The organism is Streptomyces sp. NPDC088733 (genome assembly GCF_044751185.1).
In the GTDB taxonomy this organism is placed as follows: domain Bacteria; phylum Actinomycetota; class Actinomycetes; order Streptomycetales; family Streptomycetaceae; genus Actinacidiphila.
On sequence record NZ_JBIVLH010000012.1, the window covers coordinates 70,919 to 92,614 of the forward strand.

Below are 21,696 nucleotides of genomic sequence, written 5' to 3' on the forward strand. Positions count from 1 at the left end.
CCCGCCCCCCGTAAGGAGGACACACCATGAGCGACTCCAGCCTGCGCCTGGTGTGGGTCTACCCCGACCTGCTCAGCACCTACGGCGACCAGGGCAACGTGCTGGTCACCGAGCGCCGTGCGCGTCAGCGCCGGGTCCCGGTCACCCGCATCGACGTACGGTCCGACCAGCCGATCCCGACATCCGGCGACATCTACCTGATCGGCGGCGGTGAGGACCGGCCGCAGCGGCTGGCCGCCGAGCGGCTGCGCCGCGACGGCGGGCTGAACCGCGCGGTCGACAACGGCGCCATCGTCTTCTCGGTCTGCGCCGGCTACCAGATCCTCGGCCACGAGTTCGTCAACGACCTCGGCCGCCCCGAGCCGGGCCTCGGCCTGCTCGACGTGGTCAGCGTCCGCGGCGAGGGCGAGCGGTGCGTCGGCGACGTCCTGGCCGACATCGACCCGGCGCTCGGCCTGCCGCCGCTGACCGGCTTCGAGAACCACCAGGGCATCACCCACGTGGGCAAGTACGCCCGCCCGCTCGCCCGCACCCGGTTCGGCAACGGCAACGGCACGGGCGACGGCACCGAGGGTGCGTACAACGACACCGTCTTCGGCACGTACATGCACGGCCCGGTCATGGCCCGCAACCCGCAGATCGCGGACATGCTGATCAAGCTGGCGATGGACGTCAGGGCGCTGCCGCCGGTCGACGACCAGTGGTACGAGGCGCTGCGCGCCGAGCGGATCGCCGCCGCCTCGCAGCCCGCCTGAAGCAGCGGTACCGGGAGCGGGGCCCGGGCCGGGAGTGTCCGCAGTGCGGGCGGCGTTTCCGTCGTCCGTGCCCGGCTCGATAACGTAGGTATCGCGGTGCGCGCGCCGCGGGTCCATCCGGACGACGGCGTCCGGCGCCCGGATCGATCTTCCAGGAGTAACGAGCAATGCGTATTGGTGTGCTGACGAGCGGCGGCGACTGCCCCGGCTTGAACGCCGTCATCCGGTCGGTCGTGCACCGGGCGGTCGTCGACCACGGGGACGAGGTCATAGGCTTCCACGACGGGTGGAAGGGCCTCCTCGAATGCGACTACCGCAAGCTCGACCTCGACGCGGTGGGCGGCATCCTGGCCCGCGGCGGCACGATCCTCGGGTCCTCCCGGGTCCGCCCCGAGCACCTGCGGGACGGCGTGGAGCGGGCCAAGGGCCACGTCGCCGACCTGGGTCTCGACGCGATCATCCCGATCGGCGGTGAGGGCACCCTGAAGGCCGCCCGCCTGCTGTCGGACAACGGGCTGCCCATCGTGGGCGTGCCCAAGACCATCGACAACGACATCGCCTCCACCGACGTCACCTTCGGCTTCGACACCGCCGTCACCGTCGCCACCGAGGCGCTGGACCGCCTCAAGACCACCGCCGAGTCGCACCAGCGGGTGCTGATCGTCGAGGTCATGGGGCGGCACACGGGCTGGATCGCGCTGCACTCCGGCATGGCCGCCGGCGCGCACGCGATCGTGGTGCCGGAGCGTCCCTTCGACATCGAGGAGCTGACCCGGCGGGTCGGCGAGCGCTTCTCGGCGGGCAAGAAGTTCGCCATCGTGGTGGTCTCCGAGGGCGCCAAGCCGCGCGAGGGCACCATGCCGTTCGAGGCCGGCGTCAAGGACGCGTACGGCCACGAGCGCTTCACCGGCATCGCCACCCGGCTCTCGATCGAGCTGGAGGAGCGGCTGGGCAAGGAGGCCCGCCCGGTGATCCTCGGCCACGTGCAGCGCGGTGGCACCCCGACCGCCTACGATCGGGTGCTGGCCACCCGCTTCGGCTGGCACGCGGTCGAGGCCGCGCACAACGGCGACTTCGGCATGATGACGGCGCTGCGCGGCACCGACATCACCCTGGTCCCGCTGGCCGAGGCCGTCGAGCACCTCAAGACGGTCCCCGCCGAGCGCTACGTCGAGGCGGAGTGCGTGCTCTGACACGCCGATCACCCCTCCTGGAACCGCCCCCGGCCGCACCCGCGGCCGGGGGCGGTTCTAGTCTGGTGCGGGCGCACCCGCCCCAACCGGCACATTGCCGACGGCGCGGTGCGCGCGGACGGCACGACAGGAGAGTGACGGATGGACCACGGCGGACACGGCATGATGACGGAGCTCCCGCCGTTCACCCTCGGCCGGGGGCTCGCCTTCAGCGGGGACCCGGTGTTCCTCGTCGGCTGCGTCCTCGCGCTGGCCCTGTACGGCGCCGCCGTCGTACGGCTGCGCGGCCGCGGCGACCGCTGGCCGGCCGGGCGCGTCGTCGCCTTCGCCCTCGGTGTGCTCTCCATCGGGCTGGCGATGTGCACCAAGCTGAACGACTACGGCATGGTCATGTTCAGCGTCCACATGGTGCAGCACATGGTGCTGTCCATGGTCGCCCCGATCCTGCTGCTGCTCGGCGCCCCGGTGACGCTGGCGCTGCGCGCGCTGCCCGCCGCGGCGCGCGGCAGCAAGGGGCCGCGGGAGCTGCTCGTCGCGCTGCTGCACAGCCGCTACATGCGGGTGGTCACGCATCCGGCGTTCACCATCCCGCTGTTCGTCGCGAGCCTGTACGGGCTCTACTTCACCCCGCTGTTCGACACCCTGATGGGCAGCCGGGCCGGGCACATCGCGATGATGGTGCACTTCCTCGGCGTGGGCCTGGTCTTCTTCTGGCCGATCATGGGCGTCGACCCCGGACCGCACCGGCCGGGGTACGTGATGCGGATGCTGGAGCTGTTCGCGGGCATGCCCTTCCACGCGTTCTTCGGCATCGCGCTGATGATGGCCTCCGAGCCCATGATCCGCACCTTCCAGCACCCGTCGGCCTCGCTGGGGATCGACGCCCTCGACGACCAGACCGCCGCGGGCGGCATCGCCTGGGCGTTCAGCGAGATCCCCTCGGTGCTGGTCCTGGTGGCGCTGCTGATCCAGTGGTACACCTCGGAACAGCGGCACGCCCGCCGCAAGGACCGCGCCGCGGACCGTGACGGCGACGCGGAACTGGCCGCCTACAACGCCTACTTGGCATCCTTGGAGGCGCGGGGTCGGGGCTGACCGGGGCCACCCGCCGCGAAGGGAGGCCCTCGATGGGCGACCAGGTACGGATCTCGGGCGACGCGCTGCTGCTGCCGGGCGGTGTGACGGTGCGCTTCATGCGCACGCTGCGGCTGCCCGAGACGGGCACGCACCCCCTGCCACCAGGACTCGGCACCTTCCCGCTGCGCCGCGTCGCGGACTTCCCCGACCGTGCGCCCGAGCAGTGGCTCGCGCGCGGCGGCGTCATGCTGCCGGTCTACCAGCGCGAGGCGATGTGGCTGAGCTTCTCGGCCGCCGCGCCCGCCGCGCTCCAGGTGGGCGTCGGCAAGGTCTGCGCGGTCTCGGGCGCGCCGTGGAGCGACCGGCTCACGCAGAACCCGCAGAACTATGTGGTGCTGCCGCGCCAGCCCTGGCTCGACGGCATCAACTCCGGCTCCGGCACGATCCGGCAGTTCGTCGCCGTGCCGCTGGGCCTGGGTGCGACCGTCGAGGGCCAGGTCACCGGCGAGGAGGTCTGGGGCGGGGTGCAGCTCCAGGTCTTCGAACTCCGCGAGGAGCGGCTGGCGGCCTGGCAGGCCGAGCAGCGGCGCGGGTCCGGTGTGCCCCGGCCGGCCTTCGGCGGGTACGGCGGCCCCGCGGGCGCCGCGCCGATGCCGATGGCACCGATGGCAGCCCCCGCTCCGGGCGCGGCACCGTCCGCGCGGACCCGCGGGCCCGCGCGGTCCGCCCCCGCGATGGGGCTGGGCGCCGGCGGGCGGATGCGGCAGGAGGTCTACCGCGACGACCGCAAGCCCTCGCACTGGCGGGACGAGCCGTCGGGCCGGATCTTCGTCCACCTCACGACGGCTCCCGAGTGGCGGCGCATCACCGGCGAGGCACCGCCGCCGTCCCCGGTGAACCGCGCGGCGTACACGGCGGCCGGGCTGCCGTGGTTCGACTACTACGACGCCGACGCGGAGGACCTTGCGGCCCCGGAGACCCTCGGCCAGGTGAAGCCGGTCGGCGACTGGCTGGGCGAGGACGAGTCCCCGTGGGTGCCCCCGGTGCCGGGACAGGTGCAGCAGCTCAAGGACGAGGGCACGGTCACGGACGGCGACTGGTAGCGCACCGGGGCCCATCGGGGCGACCATGGTCTCCGGGCCGCCGCCGTGCGCCGCCCGGGGAGGAGGGCGACGATGCCCGTACCTGCGAAGGCGATGATCGCGCTCACGGTGGCCTGCCTGGTCGCCGTGACCGCGTACACGGTGGCCCTCGGGCCGAACGGCTGGCTCTGGTTCGCCTGGGTCGTGCTCGGCCTCGCGACGATCGGCGTCTTCGCGATCCGCACGCCCCGCTGACGGCCCTCCGGGGGCCATGGACGCCCGAGGAAACCCGCGCCGACGGGACCGTGGCATGAGCGCCTTCCACGCGGGCGCGCGCCAGCCCGCGCCCCGGTGGAAACGCCCTCTCGACGGACGGTCGCGACGCGCCGGAGGCGCCCGAAGAGGCGCAGGCTTTCCCGTTCGGCGCAGACATACGGGCATCAGGCGATGACGTGCCGGACGTGTCCGAACACGCGCAGGTCGCACGCCGCCCACCCGGGCCCGGAACAGGTGTCGGCGGCCCGGCCGTCGGCCCCGGGACCACGCCCGGCACGTCATCCGGCGCAGCCGGACCGCACAGTGCCGAGGTTGATGCCCCGCCCCTGCGCGGGGACCGCGGCACGTGCCCCGGCGACGAGCAGGGCGGCCGTCCTTCCCCCGGACCCGGACGTACATCGACGGCCCGGCCGTCCCCGCTCGGCGCAGCCGGGACCCAGGTCACCCCGGAACGCGGCCGTCAGGCCGTGACGCGGGCCAGGCCGGAGACGAGGAGGTCGAGGCCGAACTCGAAGCGCTCGTCGCCCTCGCTGCGGGTGAGCGCGTCGACCATGCCGGTGATGTGGGGGAACCGGTCCGGCGGGAGGGAGGCGAAGTACTCGCGGGCGCGGGCCACTTGTTCCTCCAGGCTCACCTCGGGCGCGCCGAAGCCCTGTGCGCGCTGCGAATCCTCCACCGCGGTCGCGGTGATGAAGAGGGCCAGGGCGTCCACCCCGTAGGAGCAGACCCGGTCGGACAGGCCGCCGGCCTTGAGGATCGCGAGCATGGCCTCGGCGTTGAGCAGGGCGTTGGGGCCGGAGGGGATGCCCTGGCCCAGGGCGGCCCGGGACAGGTCGCGGTGGGCGACCAGGACCCGGCGGCCCTCCCGGGCCATCTCCTTGACCTGGTCCTGCCACCGTTCGGGGTCCGGCTCGGGGCGCGCCACATCGGCCTGGATGCGGTCCAGGAGGAGTTCCAGCAGCTCCTCCTTGTTGGCCACGTGCGCGTAGAGCGAGGCGGCACCGGTGTCCAGCTCCTGGGCGACCCGGCGCATGCTCAGCGCGTCGAGACCCTCGGCGTCGACGATCCGCAGGGCGGCGGTGACGACCACCTCCTGGTTGAGCGTGCGGCGGGGGGCCTTCTTGCGCTCGGGGCGCCAGGGCGGTGCGGGGAGCGATGTCACGGGCTGCGTACCTCCGGGAGCGGAACACGAACAGCGTACTTGACACGAACGTCGTTCGTCTTCTAGAACACTGTTCGTTCGATACGAACGCCGTTCGTCCACCACGCCCGCCCCGGAGGACCCCATGAGCACCGAAACAGCCCTCTCCCCGCCGACACCCGCGGGCGCCTCCCCCACCGGCCACCCCCTGCGCAAGCTCGGGCTCGCCGTGGTCCTGGCCGTCGAGATCATGGACCTGCTCGACGCCACGATCGTCGGCGTCGCCTCGCCGTCGATCCGCGCCGACTTCGGCGGCAGCTCCACGCAGATCCAGTGGATCACCGCCGCCTACACCCTCACCTTCTCCGTGCTGATGATCACCGGGGCGCGGCTCGGCGACATCGTCGGCCGCCGCCGGATGTTCCTGATCGGGCTCGCCGGGTTCACGGTCTGCTCCGCGCTGTGCGCGGCCGCGGGCTCGGCCGGGATGCTGATCGGCGGGCGGGCCGCCCAGGGGGTGTTCGCCGCGATGCTGGTCCCGCAGGGCCTCGGCATCCTGCGCCAGATGTTCCCGCCGCAGGAACAGGGCGCGGCCTTCGGCGCCTTCGGGCCGGTCATGGGACTGGCCGCGGTCGCCGGCCCGGTGCTGGGCGGCTTCCTCACCGACGCGGACCTGTTCGGCTCCGGCTGGCGCGCGGTCTTCCTGATCAACGTCCCGATCGGTGCCGTGGCCTTCCTGGCGGCGCTGCGCATCCTCCCCGAGGGCCGGGCGCCGCACGCGCCGCGGCTCGACCTCCCCGGGTCGGCGCTGGTCAGCCTCGGCGTGCTCATGCTGGTCTACCCGCTGGTGCAGGGCCGCGACCTGGGCTGGCCGCTGTGGACGTACCTGTCGATGGCGGGCGCGGTCCCGGTGTTCTGGCTCTTCGCCCGGTACCAGCGGCGGCTGGTGGCCCGCGGAGGATCACCGCTGGTCGAGCCCGGGCTCTTCCGGCACCGAGGCTTCAGCGCCGCGCTCGTCGTGGGCGTCGTCTTCTTCGCGGCGATCAGCGGGCTGATGCTCGTGCTCACGCTGCACCTTCAGGTGGGCCTCGGCTACAGCGCCCTGCACGCCGGTGCCTCTATGATCCCCTGGTCCGCGGGCACCGTGATCGGCGCGGTCCTCTCCGGGGCGGTCCTCGGCCCGAAGTACGGCCGGCTCACCATCCAGGCGGGCTTCGCGCTGTCCGCCGTCGGAGTCGCCGCGCTCGCCCTCACGGTGCACTTCGCGGGCCACGCGGCGACCACCTGGCAGTTGCTGCCCGCACTGCTGCTGAACGGCTTCGCCATGGGCCTGGTGATGGCGCCGTTCTTCGACATCGCCCTCGCCGACGTCGAGGAGCACGAGAACGGATCGGCCTCCGGCGTCCTCAACGCGGTTCAGCAGTTCGGCGGTTCGGTGGGCGTCGCGGTGCTCGGCACGGCCTTCTTCTCGTACGCGGCCGGGGCGGACACCGTGGACGCCGCCCAGTGGACGGCCCTCATGGCGGCGGGCGCCTTCGTCGCGGCGCTGGCGGCGGCGTTCCTGATGCCCCGTCATGCCCGGGAGGGCGCGACGGGGCACTGACGGCGTGACCTCGGGCCCGGGTGCGGTCGGCTGCTCCTCTCCGTACCGACTTCGCGCCACGTCGGTACGCCGGCCGCCCGCGACCGGTGACGGACAGCGAGGCGGGGACCTACACTGGCCGTCCCCGACACGCCTTCCGACGTGGCAGAACACTGCCCCGAGGCCGAGCCGGACGGTTGGGAGTCGCCCGTGTTCTACTACGTGCTCAAGTACGTGCTCCTCGGCCCGCTCCTCAGGCTGCTGTTCCGCCCGAGGATCGAGGGCATGGAGAACATCCCCGAGAAGGGGGCGGCGATCGTCGCCGGGAACCACCTGTCGTTCTCCGACCACTTCCTGATGCCGGCGATCCTGCCGCGCCGCATCACGTTCCTGGCGAAGGCGGAGTACTTCACCGGCCCGGGCCTCAAGGGCCGTCTGACCGCGGCCTTCTTCCGCAGCGCGGGGCAGATCCCGGTCGACCGCTCCGGCGGCAAGGCGGGCGATTCGGCGATCCGTGAAGGGCTGAAGGTGCTGGCCGCCGACGAGTTGCTCGGCATCTACCCCGAGGGCACCCGCTCGCACGACGGTCGGCTGTACAAGGGCAAGGTGGGCGTGGCGACGATGGCCCTGCGTGCCGGCGTCAAGGTGATCCCCTGCGCGATGATCGGCACGTACGAGATCCAGCCCACCGGCCGCCGGCTGCCGCGCATCAAGCCGGTGACCATCCGCTTCGGCGAACCGCTTGAGTTCTCGCGCTTCGAGGGCATGGACCACGAGCGCTTCGTGGTGCGCTCGGTGACCGACGAGATCATGTACGCCATCCTGGAGCTGTCCGGCCAGGAGTACGTCGACCGGTACGCCGCGGACGTGAAGGCCGAGGAGCAGGGCCGGGGAACGGGACGCGGAGCCGGCTCCCGGCTGCGGCGCGGCGCCTGAGCCGGGCCGCCCCCGCCGCGTCCCGCCCCTTTGCGCCGTCAGCGGATCCGCGCAGGGCGAACCGGCCTGGCCCGGGCCGCGCGCGGCCGCCTAGCGTCGCCGCATGACGACGCAAACGGCATTCGTGATCGGGGCGACGGGGCAGATCGGGCGGGCTGCGGTGCGTGCGCTCGCGGCGGACGGCTGGGAGGTGCGTGCGGCCTCCCGCGGGGGCGGCGGCGATGTGCCCTGGCCCGAAGGGGTGCGGCCGGTCTTGGTGGACCGCGAGGACACCGCGGCGCTGGCCGCGGCCCTCGGCGACGGCTGCGACCTGCTGCTGGACTGCGTGGCGTACGGGCCGGAACACGCACGCCAGTTGCTGGACCTGTCGGGCCGGATCGGCTCGGCCGTCGTCGTCTCCAGCTGCTCGGTCTACCAGGACGACCGGGGCCGCAGCCTGCAGACCCAGGGGGAACCCGGCGGCGCCCCGGTCCTGCCGGTCCCCGTCCCCGAGACCCAGTCGCTCGTGCCGGCCGGACCGGACGACTACGCCACCCGCAAGGTCGCCCTGGAGCGTGAACTCCTGGCGGCGGGCGACCGGTTGCCGACCACACTGCTGAGGGCGGGCGCGATCCACGGGCCGCACAGCCTGCGTCCGCGCGAGCTGTACTTCGTCAAGCGTGCCCTGGACAAGCGGCCGGTCCTGATCCTCGCCCACAACGGCGAGAGCCGCTTCCACCCGGTCCACACCGCCAATCTGGCCGAGCTCGTGCGGCTCGCCGCCCGCCGCCCCGGCTCGCGGGTCCTCAACGCCGGCGACCCGTACGCCCCGACGGTCGCGGAGATGGCCACCGCCATCGGCGCACTCCTGGGCCATGACGCCGAGACCGTCCTGGTGGACGGGCCGCCGCCCGCCCCGAACGTCGGCGACACCCCCTGGAGCGCGGCGCACCCCTTCGTGCTCGACATGGCGGCCGCCGAACGCGAGTTGGGCTACCGCGCCATGACGACCTGGGTGGAATCGCTGCCGGAGACCGTGGACGAGCTCGTGGCACGGCTCGGCGAACACGACTGGCGTGCCGCGTTCCCGGTGCTGGCCACGACGTACGACCGCTTCGGCGACCTCTTCGACTACGCGGCGGAGGACCGCTGGCTGGCCGCGGAAAAACCCCTCGCTCCCCGGAGGAGCCCCCACTAGCCTTCCGGCGTGCGAAAGGATCAGGCATGAGTGCCCGGCTGCGGGCGATCGCCCGCGAGACGGAGTCCGTTGTCGCCGCGGGCGGTTACCGCACGGCGCGCGGGACCGAGGTGTCGATCGGCGCGGCGGTGGAACGGGCCGTCGCGGGGACCCGGATCCTCGGGCCGGAGCCCGTCGAGCCCGGAGCGGCCCCGGCCCTGACGGCGCCGACCGCCTTCGAGGTGACCGGCGAGGACAGCCTGGCGGCGGCCGGCCGGCTCGTGCACGAGGGCGCGGCCCCGGTCGCGGTCCTCAACTTCGCCTCGGCCCGCAATCCCGGCGGCGGCTACGTCAACGGCGCGCAGGCGCAGGAGGAGGCGCTGTGCCGCTCCTCGGCGCTGTACACGACCCTGCTCGCCGCCCGGGACTTCTACGCGTGGCACCGCGCCGACGGCAGCCCCTTCTACAGCGACCGTGTCGTCCACTCCCCTGGCGTACCGGTGTTCCGCGACCCGCGCGGAAAGTTGCTGGAGGAACCGTTCGCGGTGGGCTTCCTCACCTGCGCCGCGCCCAATGCGGGGGTCGTCGAGCGCCAAGACCCGTCGGCCGCCGTCCGGCTGCCCGCCGCGATCGACGCGCGGGCCGGCCGGGTGCTGGAGGTCGCGGCCGCGGGGGGATACCGGGCGCTGGTGCTGGGCGCGTGGGGCTGCGGGGTGTTCCGCAACGACCCGGCGCGCGTCGCCGCCGCCTTCCGTGGACTGCTGGCCCCCGGCGGCCGCTTCGCGGAGCGCTTCGACCGGGTCGTCTTCGCTGTTCTGGACCGGCAGCGGGACGCGCCCACCCGCGCGGCCTTCGCCACCGCGTTCCCGAGTAAGGAGTAGGAACAGAGCATGGACAAACGCAACATCGACACCGTCATGGACGCCGTGCAGGAGAAGTGGCTCCCGCACGTCATGGCCGAGGTCAACGACTACGACGTCAAGGTCGCCAACATCGAGGGCGAATTCGCCGAGCACAGCCATGCCGGCACCGACGAGTTCTTCCTGGTCCTGGCCGGCCGGCTGCACCTGGACCTGCCGGATCGCACGGTGAGCCTCGGCCCGCACGAGGTGTTCACGGTGCCCAGGGGTGTCCGGCACCGGCCGCGTGCCGAGGAGGGCACCCGCATCCTGATGTTCGAGCCCCGCGGCACGGTCAACACCGGCGACGGCAATGAGGGCACGACGGGTGTGCGCCTGAGCTGACGGTCCCGCTCCCGGCGCCGGAGGAGAACGGTCCCGGCCCCCTCGACCGGGGGCCGGGACCGTTCGCGCGGGGTGGTGCGGACGTCAGCTCGTGGGGGGCACCGGCGCCGCGTGCGGGGTGCACGTGACGTCGTGGCGGTCCAGGGAGCCGGTCACGAGGTAGCCGGTGACCCGGTCGTTGATGCAGGGGTTGACCAGGCCGGTGACGCCGTGCGAGCCGGCGTCCTTCTCCGTGATCATGAGCGAGCCCTTGAACCGCCGGTGCAGCTCGACGGCTCCGGAGTACGGGGTCGCCGCGTCACGGGTGCTCTGGACGATCATGACGCGCGGCAGGCCGTTGCCGGTCCGCACATCCACCGGCTTCCGCTGCGGGACGCCCCACGTGGCGCAGGGCAGGTTCAGCCAGGCGTTGGCCCAGGTCAGGAAGGGGTACTTGGCGTGCAGCCGGGAGTTGTCCCGGTCCCAGGTGCGCCAGTCGCGGGGCCACGGGGAGTCGGTGCACTCCACCGCCGTGTAGACCGCGTTGCCGTTCTCCGAGGCGATGTTGCCCGCGGTGTCCGACAGGTCCGGGGCCGCCGCGTCCACCAGGGCCTGGGTGTCGCCGGCGAGGTACTTGCTCCAGACCCCGGCCACGGTCGCCCACGACGAGTCGTAGTACGGGGCGGACTGGAAGAGCCCGAGGAGTTCGGCCGGGCCGACGAGCCCGCCGATCGGGTGCGCCTTGGCGGTCGCGCGCAGCCGCTCCCACTGCGCCTGGACCTTCGCCGGGGTGCTGCCGATGTGGTAGACGGAGTCGTACTTCGCGACCCACGCCTTCCAGTCGTCCCAGCGGCCCTGGAAGGCCACGTCCTGGTCGAGGTTGTTCTGGTACCAGATCTGGTCGCGGGCCGGGTTGACGACGCTGTCGACGACCATGCGGCGCACGTGACCCGGGAAGAGCGTCGCGTACACGGCGCCGAGGTAGGTGCCGTAGGAGACGCCCAGGTAGTTGAGCTTGCGCTCACCGAGCGCGGCACGGACGACGTCGAGGTCCCGCGCCGTGTTGGGCGTGGTCATCTGGGCGAGCATCGCGGCGCCGGTGCGCTCCTTGCATCCCTCGGCGTACTCCGCGGCGAGCTTGCGCTGCGCGCGCTTGTCGGCCTCGTTGTCCGGGACCGGGTCGGCCTTGGGCGCCTTCACGAACTCCTGCGGGTCGGCGCAGGAGATGGGCGCGGAGTGGCCGACGCCGCGCGGGTCGAAGCCCACGAAGTCGTACGCCTTGGCGGTCGCCGCCCAGATGGGGTTCTTGGTGGTGACGCGGAGCGGGAAGCGCATCCCGGACCCGCCGGGGCCTCCGGGGTTGTAGATCAGGGCGCCCTGGCGCTCGGCGGCGGTGCCCGTGCTGCCGATGCGGTCCACGGCGATCCGGATCTTCGCGCCGTACGGCTTGGCGTAGTCGACCGGCACGGTGACCCAGCCGCACTGGACGGGGGCGGCGATGCCCCAGTCCGCGGGGCAGGCCGCCCAGTCGATGCCCGCATCGGCGGCGCGCGCGGCGGCGATCCGCACGCCGATGTCCTCCGCGTTCACATGGTGTTCGCGTCCGTGGGCGGTGCCCCCCGCGACCGCGGTCTGCGGTACGGCGGCGACGACGGTGCCGGCTATCAGGGCTCCGGTGAGCCCGAGCACGGCTGTGCGTCTCACGATGACGTCCCCCTGCGGTTGAGCCGCTTGTGGCGGCGCGAGCACAGAACTTCAGAGGGATCATTTCGCCCGCATGGCCGTCAGGAGAAGATCGCACAGGCGTATCTTTACCAAGCCGTATGCATGACAAGTCGGTTGGCGGCGCGGGCGACGGCCGCAGCGGCGAAGCCACGGATCAGGGGGTGCGGCACCGAGCCGTCCCCCGCCAGCTCCGGCTGGAAGAGGGTCGCCACGTAGAAGGCGTGGCCCGGGAGTTCGGCGATCCGCGGCTCGCCGTCCGGGTCGTGCCCGGTGAAGACCAGCCCCCGGCCGCCGAGTTCACCGAGGCGCTCGCGGTTGAGGCCGAAGGCGCAGTGGTACCGCTCGACGGTCCGGGTGGCGCCGAGCAGTGCCGCGGTCCGCGAGCCGGGCGTGATCAGCAGCGGCCCCTCGTGCCCCACCAGCGAGCAGGCGAGCGGCACGATCAACGCGTCGTCCCCCGCGCCGGGTTCGTTCTCGCCGTGTGCGGCGCCGGTCGCGCCGCACACGTTCCGCGCGAACTCCAGCAGCGCGTGCTGGAAACCGGCGCAGGTCCCGAGGAAGGGGATGCCCCGTTCACGGGCGGTGCGGATGGCGGCCAGGGCGCCGGCCTCGCTGCGGTACGGACTGCCGGGGACCGTCCACACCGCGTCGAAGCCCTCGACCCCTCCGGTCTCCCCGGCCGCCTCGGCCTCCTCGGTCGGGATCCAGTAGGCGTCCAGGAGCAGACCGTCCCGTACCCGGAGCGCTTCGAGCAGGCGGGGTACGCGGCGGTGGGACCGCACGGATGCGGAGCGGTCGCCGACGAGGGCGAGGCGGGCGGTGGCACGAGCGGGCGCGGCGGTCGACGTCATGCGCATCATCCTCGGGGCGCCGCCGGCATCACGTCCAACGATGATTCCCGCACGGCGGATAAGCGATACTGATCCGCCGTGGACCCTCATCTGCTGCGCACCTTCACCGAAGTGGTCCGGCACTCCTCCTTCTCCGCGGCCGCACGGGGGCTCGGTTACACCCAGTCCGCGGTCTCCCAGCACATCGCCGCCCTGGAGGCCGATCTCGGCGTGGAACTGCTCCGGCGCCGGCCCGTGGCGCCGACGGAGGCGGGCAGGCGCCTGCTGGAGCACGCGGAGCCGCTGCTGCTGCGCCTGGCGGCGGCCCGCGCCGAGGTCACCCGCACGGCGGGAGCCCCGGCGGCACGGATCACGGCCGGGCTCTCGGCACCGGCCATGGGGGGCCGGGTCGCCCTCGCGGTGGCCAGGCTGCGGGCGGAACGGCCGCGCACGGCGGTGACCTTGCGCGTCCTGGACCGGGCCGCGGTGGTCGCCGGTGTCACGGCCGGGGACCTGGACCTCGGCCTCGTGGACGGCGCCGCCGCGCCGAGCGATCCGCTGGGGGTGCCCGGTGCGGGTGCGCTGCGTGCCGTGCGGTGCGCCGAGGAGGAACTGGTCGTCGCCCTGGCCGCGGACCACCCGCTGGCCTGCCGGTCCGGGCTGCGGCTGGCCGACCTCGCCGACGCCCTGTGGGTGGACGCGCCCGCCGCTGCCGTGCCGGTCGCCGGGCTCCACCCGGCAGCGTCCGGCGAGGACTTCCGCACCGGTGTGCGCTACGAGGGGCCGGACGTGCGCGGCGTGCTCGACCTGGTGCGGGCCGGGCTCGGTCCCGTACTGCTGCCCCGCTCGGCGGTGGCGGGCCGGCAGGGCGTGGCGGCGGTGCCGCTGGCCGCGCCGCGGCTGGTCCACCGCACCGAGCTCCTGCACCGCCGCGGCGGTCCCGGGGAAGCCGCCGGGGCCCTGGCCGCGCTGCTCACCGGGGACGGGGTGCCGCAGCCCGCGGCCTGACGCCCCAAGGGCTCCCTCACCCGTTCGGCTCATCGGTAATGCGCCGCCCGGGCGAGCATGCGCGGCGTGCTCGACCTGGTGCGGGCCGGACTCGGCCCCGTACTGCTGCCCCGCCCGTCGGCGGCGGTGCCGCCGGCCGCGCCGCGACTGGTCCACCGCACCGAGCTCCTCCACCGCCGCGGCGGTCCCGGGGAAGCCGCCGGGGCCCTGGCCGCGCTGCTCACCGGGGACGGGGTGCCGCAGCCCGCGGCCTGACGCCCCAAGGGCCCCCTCACCCGTTCGGCTCATCGGTAATGCGCCGCCCGGGTGAGGGGGCCACAGTCGTGGAACGGCGGCATTCGGGGTGCCCGCGCCCCATGGGAGTCCGCTCATGGGAAACGCGGGGAAGGACACCCTCCCGTCACGTCACCGACCCGCCGGGGAGCCGCGCCTCGCGGTCCCGGCCCGCCGGACCCGCCGCCGTCCCGCACCGTGGCCTGGCGGCCCCGCAGAGTGAGCATCCGGCGAAGCAACAGCGTCCTCGTTGTCCCACGGGAGGTCGAGGGTCATGAGCACTTCACCGACGACTTCACCCACGAAAACACGCGTCGTCCTGCGCATCCAGCTGCACGAGGGGATGGGCGACCAGTATGCGGCGGCGTACCACCTCGTGCACAGCGACATCGCCAAGGCCGACGGGTTCATCAGCTCGCAGCTGTGCAAATCCGTGAAGGACCCCGACTGCTGGATCGTGACCAGCGAATGGGCGTCCATGGAGCAGTACCTCGCGTTCGTCGCGAGCGAGGAGTTCACGGCCCGCCGCGCCGGCATGCGCAAGTGCGTGCTGGAGCACGACTCCTCGCAGTACTCCGTCATGGCGGAGTGACCAGGGCGGCGCACCGCCCGGGGGCCTCGGCCGTGCTGTCGGGCAGCCTCACCCCGGCTACGGTCCGAGCAGCCCGGCCACGCGAACCACGGGGCAACGCGGCGGGAGCCCCCCGGCGGCAGCCGGGGGGCTCATGTGACGACACGGCCCGGCCGTCACGTCGGCCGGGGCTCAGCGCCAGCGGTAGAGCTCCTTGAGCCGGTTCACGACGATGTTGAAACGGCCGCGGTCCAGCGCGCACGCCTCGCGCCGCATGCCCTCGTCGTGCACGCGCAGCACGCGGTCGACGTTCACCCAGGAGGCACGGCCCGACTTGTCCCAGGGGCCGGAGCCGATGGGCACCCACTCCCGGTCGTCGTTGTGCTCCTTGCTGGAGAGCTGGACGGCGAGCAGCGTTCCGGCCGGTTCGCGGGCCACGACCAGGACCGGGCGGTCCTTGCCGCGGCCGTCGTTCTCCTCGAACGGGACCCAGGTCCAGACGATTTCCCCGGGGTCGGGGTCTCCGTCGTGGTCCGGGGAGTACTCGGTGCGGACGGGACCGACCTGCTCGGGCTCGGCCTCGGTGGTCGCGCCGGGGCCGTAGCGGCCCGGGCTCTCGGTGTCATCGGTGTCTATCGAACTCACGGACCCACGCTAGCCGACAACAGGCCCCGCAGGGACAGCCCGTCCGCCGCGGCGGCCGTGACTAGGGCGGCCGGCCCCGCCAGCGGGGTGAGCACGGCCTCACCCCGCTCCGGGTCCTCGCCGAGGAGGCGCGGGCTGACCGGCTTCTCCTCGAACGCCGGGTCCACGAGCAGCAGTTGGCCCGCCGCCCGGTGCGTGTGCAGTACGGCGGACCCCGACCAGCCGGGCACGCCGGGGCCGAAGGACAGGGCCTGGTCGAGCAGCGGGCGCCCGCCGAGCGTGACGACCAGCCGGGAGACGAGCCGTCCCGGCTCCTCGCCCGCCCGGCCGAGGATCTGCTCCTCGCGCAGCACGAGCCGTGCGCCGGGGGCGAGTTCGGCCGTGGTGGTCATGCGCAGGTCGCTGCCCCCGGCCGCGATGACGGGCTCGGGCAGCCAGTGCAGTACGGCGTCCGCGCCGACGGTCAGCCGCACCTCGTAATGGGCGGGCTCCCCCGACCGGCCGGGCAGGGAGACCGTCGCCGCCGCGGCGTCCACGCGCAGCGCGGCGCCGGGCAGCACGCGCGCGTGGATCGCGAGCCGGTCGCCGCCGAGCGGCGCGCTCATGGCGCCGACGACGGTGACCCGGGCGGTGCCGCCCTCGGACGACCGGGTGCGGCGCAGCGCGATCGGGCCGTCGCCGACGAGCTCCGGCAGCGCGGTGCCGCCGCGGCCGTCGGGGGCGGCGGTGATCCGTGCGGTGGCGCGGACACCGGTCATGCGGGGACCGCGGTCCAGTCGGCGATGCGGGCGCGGATCCACTCGGCCACGGGGGCGACGCCGTCCTCGGCGACGAGCGAGGTGAAAACGACCGGCAGGTCGCCGCGTTGCGCCTTCGCGTCGCGGGCCATCCGGTCCAGGTCGGAGCCCACGTAGGGCGCGAGGTCGGTCTTGTTGACCACGAGCAGGTCGGCGGTGGTCACACCCGGTCCGCCCTTGCGTGGGATGTCGTCGCCGCCGGCCACGTCGATGACAAAGATCTGCGCGTCGACCAGGCCCTTGGAGAAGGTCGCGGTGAGGTTGTCGCCGCCGGACTCGACGAGCACGAGGTCGAGCGGGCCGAGGCGTTCCTCCAGCTCCTCGACGGCTTCGAGGTTGGCGGAGATGTCGTCGCGGATCGCCGTGTGCGGGCAGGCGCCGGTCTCCACGGCGGTGATCCGCTCGGGCGGCAGGACGGCGGTGCGGAGCAGGAAGTCGGCGTCCTCGCGGGTGTAGATGTCGTTGGTGACGACGGCGAGGGACAGCCGGTCGCGCAGCGCGCGGCACAGTGCGGCCACCGTGGCGGTCTTGCCGGAGCCGACGGGGCCGCCGAGCCCGACGCGCAGTGCGCGGCGGCCGCCGCCGGGGCGGACGGCGCTCGGAGCGGGCACGGCCTGTCCGGAGCGCTCGGGCAGCACGTGGTCGTGGTCGAGATGCATGGCGGCGTCCTAGGAGGCGAAGAGGCGTACGGGCCAGGTGGCGTGCTGCTCGGCGTACACGTCGAGCAGGGGCGCGGACGCGGCGGGCAGCGCGCCGGTGCCCTCGGTCAGGGCGCGCCGTGCCGCGGTGCCGGCCTGCCGCGCGACCTCGTCCAGGTCGGGGGCGAGCCGGGCGAGCACGGCGGTCACGGCGAACGGGTCCAGGCTCAGCAGGCGTACGGCGGCGGTGGCCGGACCGGTCACGGACTCGTAGCCCGCCACGTGGGCGGCGTCCGGCGGCGCGAGGCCCGCGGCGCGGGCGGTCAGCCCGAGGACCACGGGCTGGTGGGCGCCGCGGGGGCGGGCGGCGGCGAGCGCGTCGAGGGCGTCGGACGGCCAGGCCGCGCGGGCGGCCCTGAGGAGTTGCCGGCCGAGCCGGCGGGCGGTCGCGCGCAGCGCGGGTGAGGGGGTGCGGGCGTCGGCGGCGTCGTCCAGCGCGAGCGGGTCGAGGCCGGCGGCCGCGGCGGCGGCCAGTGCCGCCGCGACCAGTCCGGTGGTGTGCAGCCGGCCCCGGCAGAAGGACTCCAGGGTGGCGGGGCAGCGGATGCGGCCGGCCTTCACCGCCGCCTCCGCGCCGCCGGAGTGCGCGTGGCCGCCCGCGGGGAAGCGGCCGTCGGCCAGCACCAGCAGCGCGGCCCGTGTCGCGGCCGGGACGGCCCCGCCCGCTGTCTGCGTCGTCGTGGTCATGGCCGTGCTCAGAAGAGGAAGTAGCGCTGGGCCATGGGAAGTTCCGTGGCGGGGGCGGGTTCGACGACATCGCCGTCGATGCGGACGGTGAAGGTGTCGGGGTCGACCTCGACCCGCGGCATGGCGTCGTTCTCGCGCATGTCGGCCTTGGTGACCCGGCGTGTGTTGCGGATGGCGACGAACTCCTTGGCGAGGCCCAGCCGTTCCGGCAGGCCGTCGTCGAGCGCGGCGCCGGTGACGAAGTTGACGGAGTTCAGGCCCGGTGCGCGGCCGAGCGCCCCGAACATCGGCCGGGGCAGGACCGGTTGGGGCGTCGGGATGGACGCGTTGGCGTCGCCCATCTGCGCGTAGGCGATCTGGCCGCCCTTGATGACCAGTTGGGGCTTGACGCCGAAGAACGCGGGGTCCCACAGGACGAGGTCGGCGAGCTTGCCGGGTTCCACGGAGCCGATCTCGCCGTCGAGGCCCTGGGCGACCGCCGGGTTGATCGTGTATTTGGCGACGTAGCGACGTGCCCGGAGGTTGTCGGCCCGTCCGTCCCCGGGCAGCGCGCCGCGGCGCTTCTTCATCACGTGCGCGGTCTGCCAGGTGCGCAGCACCACCTCGCCGACCCGGCCCATCGCCTGCGAGTCCGAGGAGATGATCGAGATCGCGCCGAGGTCGTGCAGGACGTCCTCGGCCGCGATCGTGCCGGGGCGGATCCGGGACTCGGCGAAGGCGAGGTCCTCCGGCACGGCGGGGTTGAGGTGATGGCAGACCATCAGCATGTCGAGGTGCTCCTCGACGGTGTTGACGGTGTGCGGCCGGGTCGGGTTCGTGGACGAGGGCAGGACGTTGGGGTGCGCGACCACCGTCATGATGTCCGGAGCGTGGCCGCCGCCCGCTCCCTCGGTGTGGTACGCGTGGACGCCGCGCCCGGCGATCGCCGCGAGGGTGTCCTCGACGAATCCGGCCTCGTTCAGCGTGTCGGTGTGGAGCGCGAGCTGGGCGCCGGTGGCCTCGCACACGGTGAGGCAGGCGTCGATCGCGGCCGGGGTGGCGCCCCAGTCCTCGTGGATCTTGAAGCCGAGCGCTCCGCCGCGCAGCTGCGCGTGCATCGCCTCGTGCGAGACGGTGTTGCCCTTGCCCAGCAGGCCGATGTTGACCGGGTAGTGCTCCAGCGCGGCGAACATCCGGGCCAGGTGCCAGGATCCCGGGGTGATGGTGGTGGCCTTGGTGCCCTCGGCGGGGCCGGTGCCCCCGCCGACGAGGGTGGTGATGCCGGACGCGAGGGCCTCGTCGGCGATCGTCGGCGAGACGAAGTGGACGTGCGCGTCGATGGCGCCGGCGGTCAGGATCCTGCCGTTCCCCGCGATGACCTCGGTCTCCGGCCCGATGACCAGGTCCGGATGCACCCCGTCCATGGTCTCGGGGTTGCCGGCCTTGCCGATCGCGGCGATACGGCCGTCCCGGATGCCGATGTCGGCCTTCACCACGCCCCAGTGGTCGAGGATCACCGCCCCGGTGACGACGGTGTCGGGGGTGCCCTCGGCGCGGGTCGCCCGGGACTGCCCCATCGACTCGCGGATCACCTTGCCGCCGCCGAAGACGACCTCGTCCCCCGACCTGCCCGGCCCGCCCGACAGGTCCCTCTCCACCTCGACGAGCAGGTCGGTGTCGGCGAGCCGTATCCGGTCACCGGTGGTCGGCCCGAACAGGTCCGCGTAGACGGCGCGGGACAGCTCAGCCATCGAGGGCACCTCCGGTCTCCCCGCGCAGCCCCTCGACCACGCGGGCGCCGCCGATCGGCACGAGCTCCACCTCGACGGGAAGGCCCGGCTCGAAGCGGACCGCGGTGCCGGCCGCGACGGCCAGGCGCTTGCCGCGGGCGGCGGCGCGGTCGAAGCGCAGGCCCGGGTTGGCCTCGGCGAAGTGGTAGTGGGAGCCGACCTGGACCGGGCGGTCCGCGGCGTTGAGCACGACCAGCCGGGTGACCGGCCGGCCCGCGTTGAGCTCGACCGGTCCGTCGCCGTGGAGGATCTCCCCGGGGATCACGCGGGCCCCTGGGCGATCGGGTCGTGGACGGTCACGAGCTTGGTGCCGTCCGGGAAGGTGGCCTCGACCTGGACGTCGTGGATCATCTCGGGCACACCCTCCATCACCTCGTCGCGGGTGAGCACCTTGCGCCCGGAGGCCATGAGGTCGGCGACGGACCGGCCGTCGCGGGCGCCCTCCAGGATGTGCGAGGTGATCAGGGCGATCGCCTCGGGGTGGTTCAGCCGCAGGCCCCGGGCCCGCCTCTTCTCCGCCACGTCGGCGGCGACATGGATGAGCAGGCGTTCCTGCTCATGAGGGGTCAGTTGCACGGCCACACCTCGCAGTCGTCCCGGGTGAGCGGGTCCGCGGTCCGTACCCGGGCCGCGATGCCGCTCTCCGACAGCCGGAAGCCGCAGGCTAGTTCGGCGGCGTTTCGTCCGCGTTAACTCCCCGCTCCGGGACCGGGGTGCGGGCGGCCCGTTCCGGCAGGGCATCCCGGGCAGCATGCCACGACGGCGCAGGTCCGCCGGGTACGACACGGGCAGGCCCGGTCGGCCGGGCGCGCGGGCACGGCTCGGGCGGCCGAGCGCTCAGGTTCCGTCGTGGCGGGCGTCGGTCGTGCCGCGGTGCTCGGCGGCGATGCCGAAGCGGCGCCGTTCGCCCGTGGCGGACACCGGGGGGTGCACCGAGGAGACCGTACTGACCACGGCGTCGTCCGCCGCCTCGTCGAGTTCCTGGAGTCGTTGCAGGTCAGCGGCGGAAACGAGCGCGACGAGCGGCTTGCCGTGGCGCGTCAGGACCACCCGCTCACCGCCGTAGACGACGCGGTTGACGAGCTCGGCGAGTTCCGCTCGCGCTTGTGTCACGGGGACTTCGTGGGCCATGCTCCCCATCATAACGGGATGTACGTCCTGTACATTTTTTACATGGACGGGGGCCCTGCGCCCCCACGGAGGTGCCGCCGTGCTTCGACCGACCGCCCGCTACGTCCTGCCCGAGTTCACCGAGCGCACCAGCGAAGGGGTGCACTCCATGGATCCGTACTCCAAGCTGCTGCGGGAGCGGATCGTGCTGCTCGGCACACCCATCGACGACACGTCCGCCAACGACGTCATGGCGCAGTTGATCCACCTGGAGGCCGCCGCCCCGGAGCAGGACATCTCGCTCTACATCAACTCCCCCGGCGGGTCGCTCACCGCGATGACCGCGATCTACGACACCATGCAGTTCGTCAGCTGCGACGTCTCGACCGTGTGCGTCGGCCAGGCCGCTTCGGCCGCGGCCGTGCTGCTGGCGGCCGGGGCGCCGGGCAAGCGGCTGGCGACTCCCCGTTCACGTGTACTGATCCATCAGCCCTCCTTCACGGAGGTCGTCCAGGGCACCACCGCCGACCTCGAGATCCAGGCCAGGGAACTGCTGCGCAGCCGCGACCAGTTGGAGGAACTGCTGGTACGGCACACCGGCCGGGACCCGGAGCGGATCCGGGCCGACATCGAGCGCGACACCGTCTTCGACGCCCCGTCCGCGCTCGCGTACGGACTGGTGGACCGGCTCACCGTCAGCCGCAAGGGCGACGGCGGGACCGGCCCGCGCGCCGTGCGGTGACCGGCCGTGGTGCCCGAACTGCCGCCGCTGCCCGCGCTCACCCGCGCCGAGGGTGAGCTCATCGACACCTACCTGGAGGTCGTGGATCTGCTGGGGAGGATCAATCCCGCCCGCGTCAGGGACACCTACGGCGCGCTGCGGGCCGCCCAGGCCCTGGCGGGGCGTGCGACGGAACTGCGCGACGCGCTGACCACGATGCATCTGCGGGGGGAGCACGAGCTGCACACCACGACGATCGAGCGCGCCCTGCGCGTGCTCGACGGGGAGCGGAGAACGCGGCTGGTCACCCTGCCTCCCGCGCAGCGTGATTGATGCTCCATCACCTTGAGTGACGATCAGATCGGCCTCTCCGGCGGCCCGTCGGACGCCGGCACCGGCGCGACACGAAGTCACACCGAATGGACTCGCCCGATCGTTGTA

At 73.6% G+C, this 21,696-nt stretch carries 26 protein-coding genes; 15 read left to right on the plus strand and 11 right to left on the minus strand.

What is annotated here, in order from left to right:
• Positions 1-26: 26 nt before the first annotated feature.
• The 5 genes from ACIP64_RS22855 to ACIP64_RS22875 all read left to right on the plus strand — a co-directional run bounded on the left by ACIP64_RS22855 (position 27) and on the right by ACIP64_RS22875 (position 4,362).
• The gene (locus ACIP64_RS22855; protein ID WP_401589686.1) at positions 27-755 is read left to right on the plus strand and encodes a type 1 glutamine amidotransferase; all 729 of its coding nucleotides are present in this window, start codon (positions 27-29) and stop codon (positions 753-755) included.
• A gap of 167 nt (positions 756-922) precedes the next feature.
• The gene (locus ACIP64_RS22860; RefSeq protein ID WP_360913923.1) at positions 923-1,948 is read left to right on the plus strand and encodes a 6-phosphofructokinase; all 1,026 of its coding nucleotides are present in this window, start codon (positions 923-925) and stop codon (positions 1,946-1,948) included.
• Between the two features lie 141 nt (positions 1,949-2,089).
• Positions 2,090-3,043 carry a cytochrome c oxidase assembly protein gene (locus ACIP64_RS22865; protein WP_401589689.1) on the plus strand — a complete coding sequence of 318 codons (954 nt, stop codon included), beginning with the start codon at positions 2,090-2,092 and terminating at the stop codon, positions 3,041-3,043.
• Positions 3,044-3,075: 32 nt separating this feature from the next.
• Positions 3,076-4,128, plus strand: coding sequence for a hypothetical protein (locus tag ACIP64_RS22870; RefSeq protein WP_401589691.1), 1,053 nt, complete (start codon positions 3,076-3,078; stop codon positions 4,126-4,128).
• 72 nt (positions 4,129-4,200) lie between these two features.
• Positions 4,201-4,362, plus strand: a complete 162-nt coding sequence (locus tag ACIP64_RS22875; RefSeq protein WP_401589693.1) for a hypothetical protein — start codon at positions 4,201-4,203, stop codon at positions 4,360-4,362.
• 481 nt (positions 4,363-4,843) lie between these two features.
• On the opposite strand, the gene ACIP64_RS22880 is transcribed toward ACIP64_RS22875, so the two are convergent.
• A complete protein-coding gene (locus tag ACIP64_RS22880; RefSeq protein ID WP_401589696.1) occupies positions 4,844-5,545 on the minus strand; it encodes a TetR/AcrR family transcriptional regulator in 702 nt (233 codons plus the stop codon).
• A gap of 124 nt (positions 5,546-5,669) precedes the next feature.
• Between ACIP64_RS22880 and ACIP64_RS22885 the strand changes: the two genes are divergently transcribed.
• The 5 genes from ACIP64_RS22885 to ACIP64_RS22905 all read left to right on the plus strand — a co-directional run bounded on the left by ACIP64_RS22885 (position 5,670) and on the right by ACIP64_RS22905 (position 10,442).
• Complete coding sequence (locus tag ACIP64_RS22885) at positions 5,670-7,127, plus strand: MFS transporter (RefSeq protein WP_401589699.1); 1,458 nt, start codon at positions 5,670-5,672, stop codon at positions 7,125-7,127.
• Positions 7,128-7,316: 189 nt separating this feature from the next.
• Positions 7,317-8,042, plus strand: coding sequence for a lysophospholipid acyltransferase family protein (locus ACIP64_RS22890; protein WP_401590144.1), 726 nt, complete (start codon positions 7,317-7,319; stop codon positions 8,040-8,042).
• 103 nt (positions 8,043-8,145) lie between these two features.
• Positions 8,146-9,219, plus strand: a complete 1,074-nt coding sequence (locus ACIP64_RS22895) for an NAD-dependent epimerase/dehydratase family protein (RefSeq protein ID WP_401589702.1) — start codon at positions 8,146-8,148, stop codon at positions 9,217-9,219.
• A 26-nt stretch (positions 9,220-9,245) separates the two neighbouring features.
• Positions 9,246-10,079, plus strand: a complete 834-nt coding sequence (locus ACIP64_RS22900; protein WP_401589704.1) for a TIGR02452 family protein — start codon at positions 9,246-9,248, stop codon at positions 10,077-10,079.
• 9 nt (positions 10,080-10,088) lie between these two features.
• Positions 10,089-10,442 carry a cupin domain-containing protein gene (locus tag ACIP64_RS22905; RefSeq protein ID WP_401589707.1) on the plus strand — a complete coding sequence of 118 codons (354 nt, stop codon included), beginning with the start codon at positions 10,089-10,091 and terminating at the stop codon, positions 10,440-10,442.
• A gap of 84 nt (positions 10,443-10,526) precedes the next feature.
• Here the strand turns inward: ACIP64_RS22905 and ACIP64_RS22910 are convergent, their stop codons facing one another.
• Together ACIP64_RS22910 and ACIP64_RS22915 are read right to left on the minus strand one after the other, a co-directional pair.
• Positions 10,527-12,125, minus strand: coding sequence for an alpha/beta hydrolase (locus ACIP64_RS22910; RefSeq protein ID WP_401589709.1), 1,599 nt, complete (start codon positions 12,123-12,125; stop codon positions 10,527-10,529).
• A gap of 107 nt (positions 12,126-12,232) precedes the next feature.
• Positions 12,233-12,997, minus strand: coding sequence for a hypothetical protein (locus ACIP64_RS22915; RefSeq protein ID WP_401589711.1), 765 nt, complete (start codon positions 12,995-12,997; stop codon positions 12,233-12,235).
• 78 nt (positions 12,998-13,075) lie between these two features.
• On the opposite strand from ACIP64_RS22915, the gene ACIP64_RS22920 reads away from it, so the two are divergent.
• From ACIP64_RS22920 to ACIP64_RS22930, 3 genes are all read left to right on the plus strand, one after another.
• Complete coding sequence (locus ACIP64_RS22920) at positions 13,076-13,984, plus strand: LysR family transcriptional regulator (RefSeq protein WP_401589714.1); 909 nt, start codon at positions 13,076-13,078, stop codon at positions 13,982-13,984.
• Positions 13,985-14,050: 66 nt separating this feature from the next.
• The gene (locus ACIP64_RS22925; RefSeq protein ID WP_401589716.1) at positions 14,051-14,239 is read left to right on the plus strand and encodes a hypothetical protein; all 189 of its coding nucleotides are present in this window, start codon (positions 14,051-14,053) and stop codon (positions 14,237-14,239) included.
• A gap of 292 nt (positions 14,240-14,531) precedes the next feature.
• Positions 14,532-14,849: an antibiotic biosynthesis monooxygenase family protein gene (locus ACIP64_RS22930; protein WP_360913904.1), complete on the plus strand. Its 318-nt coding sequence runs from the start codon at positions 14,532-14,534 to the stop codon at positions 14,847-14,849.
• Positions 14,850-15,020: 171 nt separating this feature from the next.
• Here ACIP64_RS22930 and ACIP64_RS22935 read toward each other — a convergent pair whose 3' ends face one another.
• The 8 genes from ACIP64_RS22935 to ACIP64_RS22970 all read right to left on the minus strand — a co-directional run bounded on the left by ACIP64_RS22935 (position 15,021) and on the right by ACIP64_RS22970 (position 20,555).
• Positions 15,021-15,464, minus strand: coding sequence for a type II toxin-antitoxin system PemK/MazF family toxin (locus tag ACIP64_RS22935; protein WP_319660749.1), 444 nt, complete (start codon positions 15,462-15,464; stop codon positions 15,021-15,023).
• A gap of 5 nt (positions 15,465-15,469) precedes the next feature.
• On the minus strand, positions 15,470-16,231 hold the full coding sequence (locus ACIP64_RS22940; RefSeq protein ID WP_401589718.1) for an urease accessory protein UreD: 762 nt from the start codon (positions 16,229-16,231) through the stop codon (positions 15,470-15,472).
• Positions 16,228-16,929 carry an urease accessory protein UreG gene (ureG, locus tag ACIP64_RS22945; RefSeq protein ID WP_401589720.1) on the minus strand — a complete coding sequence of 234 codons (702 nt, stop codon included), beginning with the start codon at positions 16,927-16,929 and terminating at the stop codon, positions 16,228-16,230. Before ureG ends, ACIP64_RS22940 begins: the two co-directional genes overlap by 4 nt.
• 9 nt (positions 16,930-16,938) lie before the next feature.
• A complete protein-coding gene (locus ACIP64_RS22950) occupies positions 16,939-17,655 on the minus strand; it encodes an urease accessory protein UreF (protein ID WP_401589723.1) in 717 nt (238 codons plus the stop codon).
• 8 nt (positions 17,656-17,663) lie between these two features.
• Positions 17,664-19,385 carry an urease subunit alpha gene (locus ACIP64_RS22955; RefSeq protein ID WP_401589725.1) on the minus strand — a complete coding sequence of 574 codons (1,722 nt, stop codon included), beginning with the start codon at positions 19,383-19,385 and terminating at the stop codon, positions 17,664-17,666.
• The gene (locus ACIP64_RS22960) at positions 19,378-19,689 is read right to left on the minus strand and encodes an urease subunit beta (protein WP_360913894.1); all 312 of its coding nucleotides are present in this window, start codon (positions 19,687-19,689) and stop codon (positions 19,378-19,380) included. Before ACIP64_RS22960 ends, ACIP64_RS22955 begins: the two co-directional genes overlap by 8 nt.
• A complete protein-coding gene (locus ACIP64_RS22965; protein WP_401589729.1) occupies positions 19,686-20,000 on the minus strand; it encodes an urease subunit gamma in 315 nt (104 codons plus the stop codon). The genes ACIP64_RS22960 and ACIP64_RS22965 overlap by 4 nt, the downstream gene beginning before the upstream one ends.
• A gap of 261 nt (positions 20,001-20,261) precedes the next feature.
• Complete coding sequence (locus ACIP64_RS22970; protein WP_401589732.1) at positions 20,262-20,555, minus strand: type II toxin-antitoxin system Phd/YefM family antitoxin; 294 nt, start codon at positions 20,553-20,555, stop codon at positions 20,262-20,264.
• Between the two features lie 79 nt (positions 20,556-20,634).
• Between ACIP64_RS22970 and ACIP64_RS22975 the strand changes: the two genes are divergently transcribed.
• Entirely contained in the window at positions 20,635-21,276 is a 642-nt protein-coding gene (locus ACIP64_RS22975; RefSeq protein ID WP_401589735.1) for an ATP-dependent Clp protease proteolytic subunit, read from the plus strand.
• Between the two features lie 6 nt (positions 21,277-21,282).
• On the plus strand, positions 21,283-21,588 hold the full coding sequence (locus ACIP64_RS22980; protein ID WP_401589737.1) for a hypothetical protein: 306 nt from the start codon (positions 21,283-21,285) through the stop codon (positions 21,586-21,588).
• The last annotated feature ends 108 nt before the right edge of the window (positions 21,589-21,696 follow it).

Excerpts from the sequence above, each read along its gene's own strand:
- ACIP64_RS22855 (WP_401589686.1), top strand. The coding sequence starts at position 27 with ATGAGCGACTCCAGCCTGCGCCTGGTGTGGGTCTACCCCGACCTGCTC.
- ACIP64_RS22860 (WP_360913923.1), top strand. The coding sequence starts at position 923 with ATGCGTATTGGTGTGCTGACGAGCGGCGGCGACTGCCCCGGCTTGAAC.
- ACIP64_RS22865 (WP_401589689.1), top strand. The coding sequence starts at position 2,090 with ATGGACCACGGCGGACACGGCATGATGACGGAGCTCCCGCCGTTCACC.
- ACIP64_RS22870 (WP_401589691.1), top strand. The coding sequence starts at position 3,076 with ATGGGCGACCAGGTACGGATCTCGGGCGACGCGCTGCTGCTGCCGGGC.
- ACIP64_RS22875 (WP_401589693.1), top strand. The coding sequence starts at position 4,201 with ATGCCCGTACCTGCGAAGGCGATGATCGCGCTCACGGTGGCCTGCCTG.
- ACIP64_RS22885 (WP_401589699.1), top strand. The coding sequence starts at position 5,670 with ATGAGCACCGAAACAGCCCTCTCCCCGCCGACACCCGCGGGCGCCTCC.
- ACIP64_RS22895 (WP_401589702.1), top strand. The coding sequence starts at position 8,146 with ATGACGACGCAAACGGCATTCGTGATCGGGGCGACGGGGCAGATCGGG.
- ACIP64_RS22900 (WP_401589704.1), top strand. The coding sequence starts at position 9,246 with ATGAGTGCCCGGCTGCGGGCGATCGCCCGCGAGACGGAGTCCGTTGTC.
- ACIP64_RS22905 (WP_401589707.1), top strand. The coding sequence starts at position 10,089 with ATGGACAAACGCAACATCGACACCGTCATGGACGCCGTGCAGGAGAAG.
- ACIP64_RS22915 (WP_401589711.1), bottom strand. The coding sequence starts at position 12,997 with ATGACGTCGACCGCCGCGCCCGCTCGTGCCACCGCCCGCCTCGCCCTC.
- ACIP64_RS22930 (WP_360913904.1), top strand. The coding sequence starts at position 14,532 with ATGAGCACTTCACCGACGACTTCACCCACGAAAACACGCGTCGTCCTG.
- ACIP64_RS22940 (WP_401589718.1), bottom strand. The coding sequence starts at position 16,231 with ATGACCGGTGTCCGCGCCACCGCACGGATCACCGCCGCCCCCGACGGC.
- ureG (WP_401589720.1), bottom strand. The coding sequence starts at position 16,929 with ATGCATCTCGACCACGACCACGTGCTGCCCGAGCGCTCCGGACAGGCC.
- ACIP64_RS22950 (WP_401589723.1), bottom strand. The coding sequence starts at position 17,655 with ATGACCACGACGACGCAGACAGCGGGCGGGGCCGTCCCGGCCGCGACA.
- ACIP64_RS22955 (WP_401589725.1), bottom strand. The coding sequence starts at position 19,385 with ATGGCTGAGCTGTCCCGCGCCGTCTACGCGGACCTGTTCGGGCCGACC.
- ACIP64_RS22970 (WP_401589732.1), bottom strand. The coding sequence starts at position 20,555 with ATGGCCCACGAAGTCCCCGTGACACAAGCGCGAGCGGAACTCGCCGAG.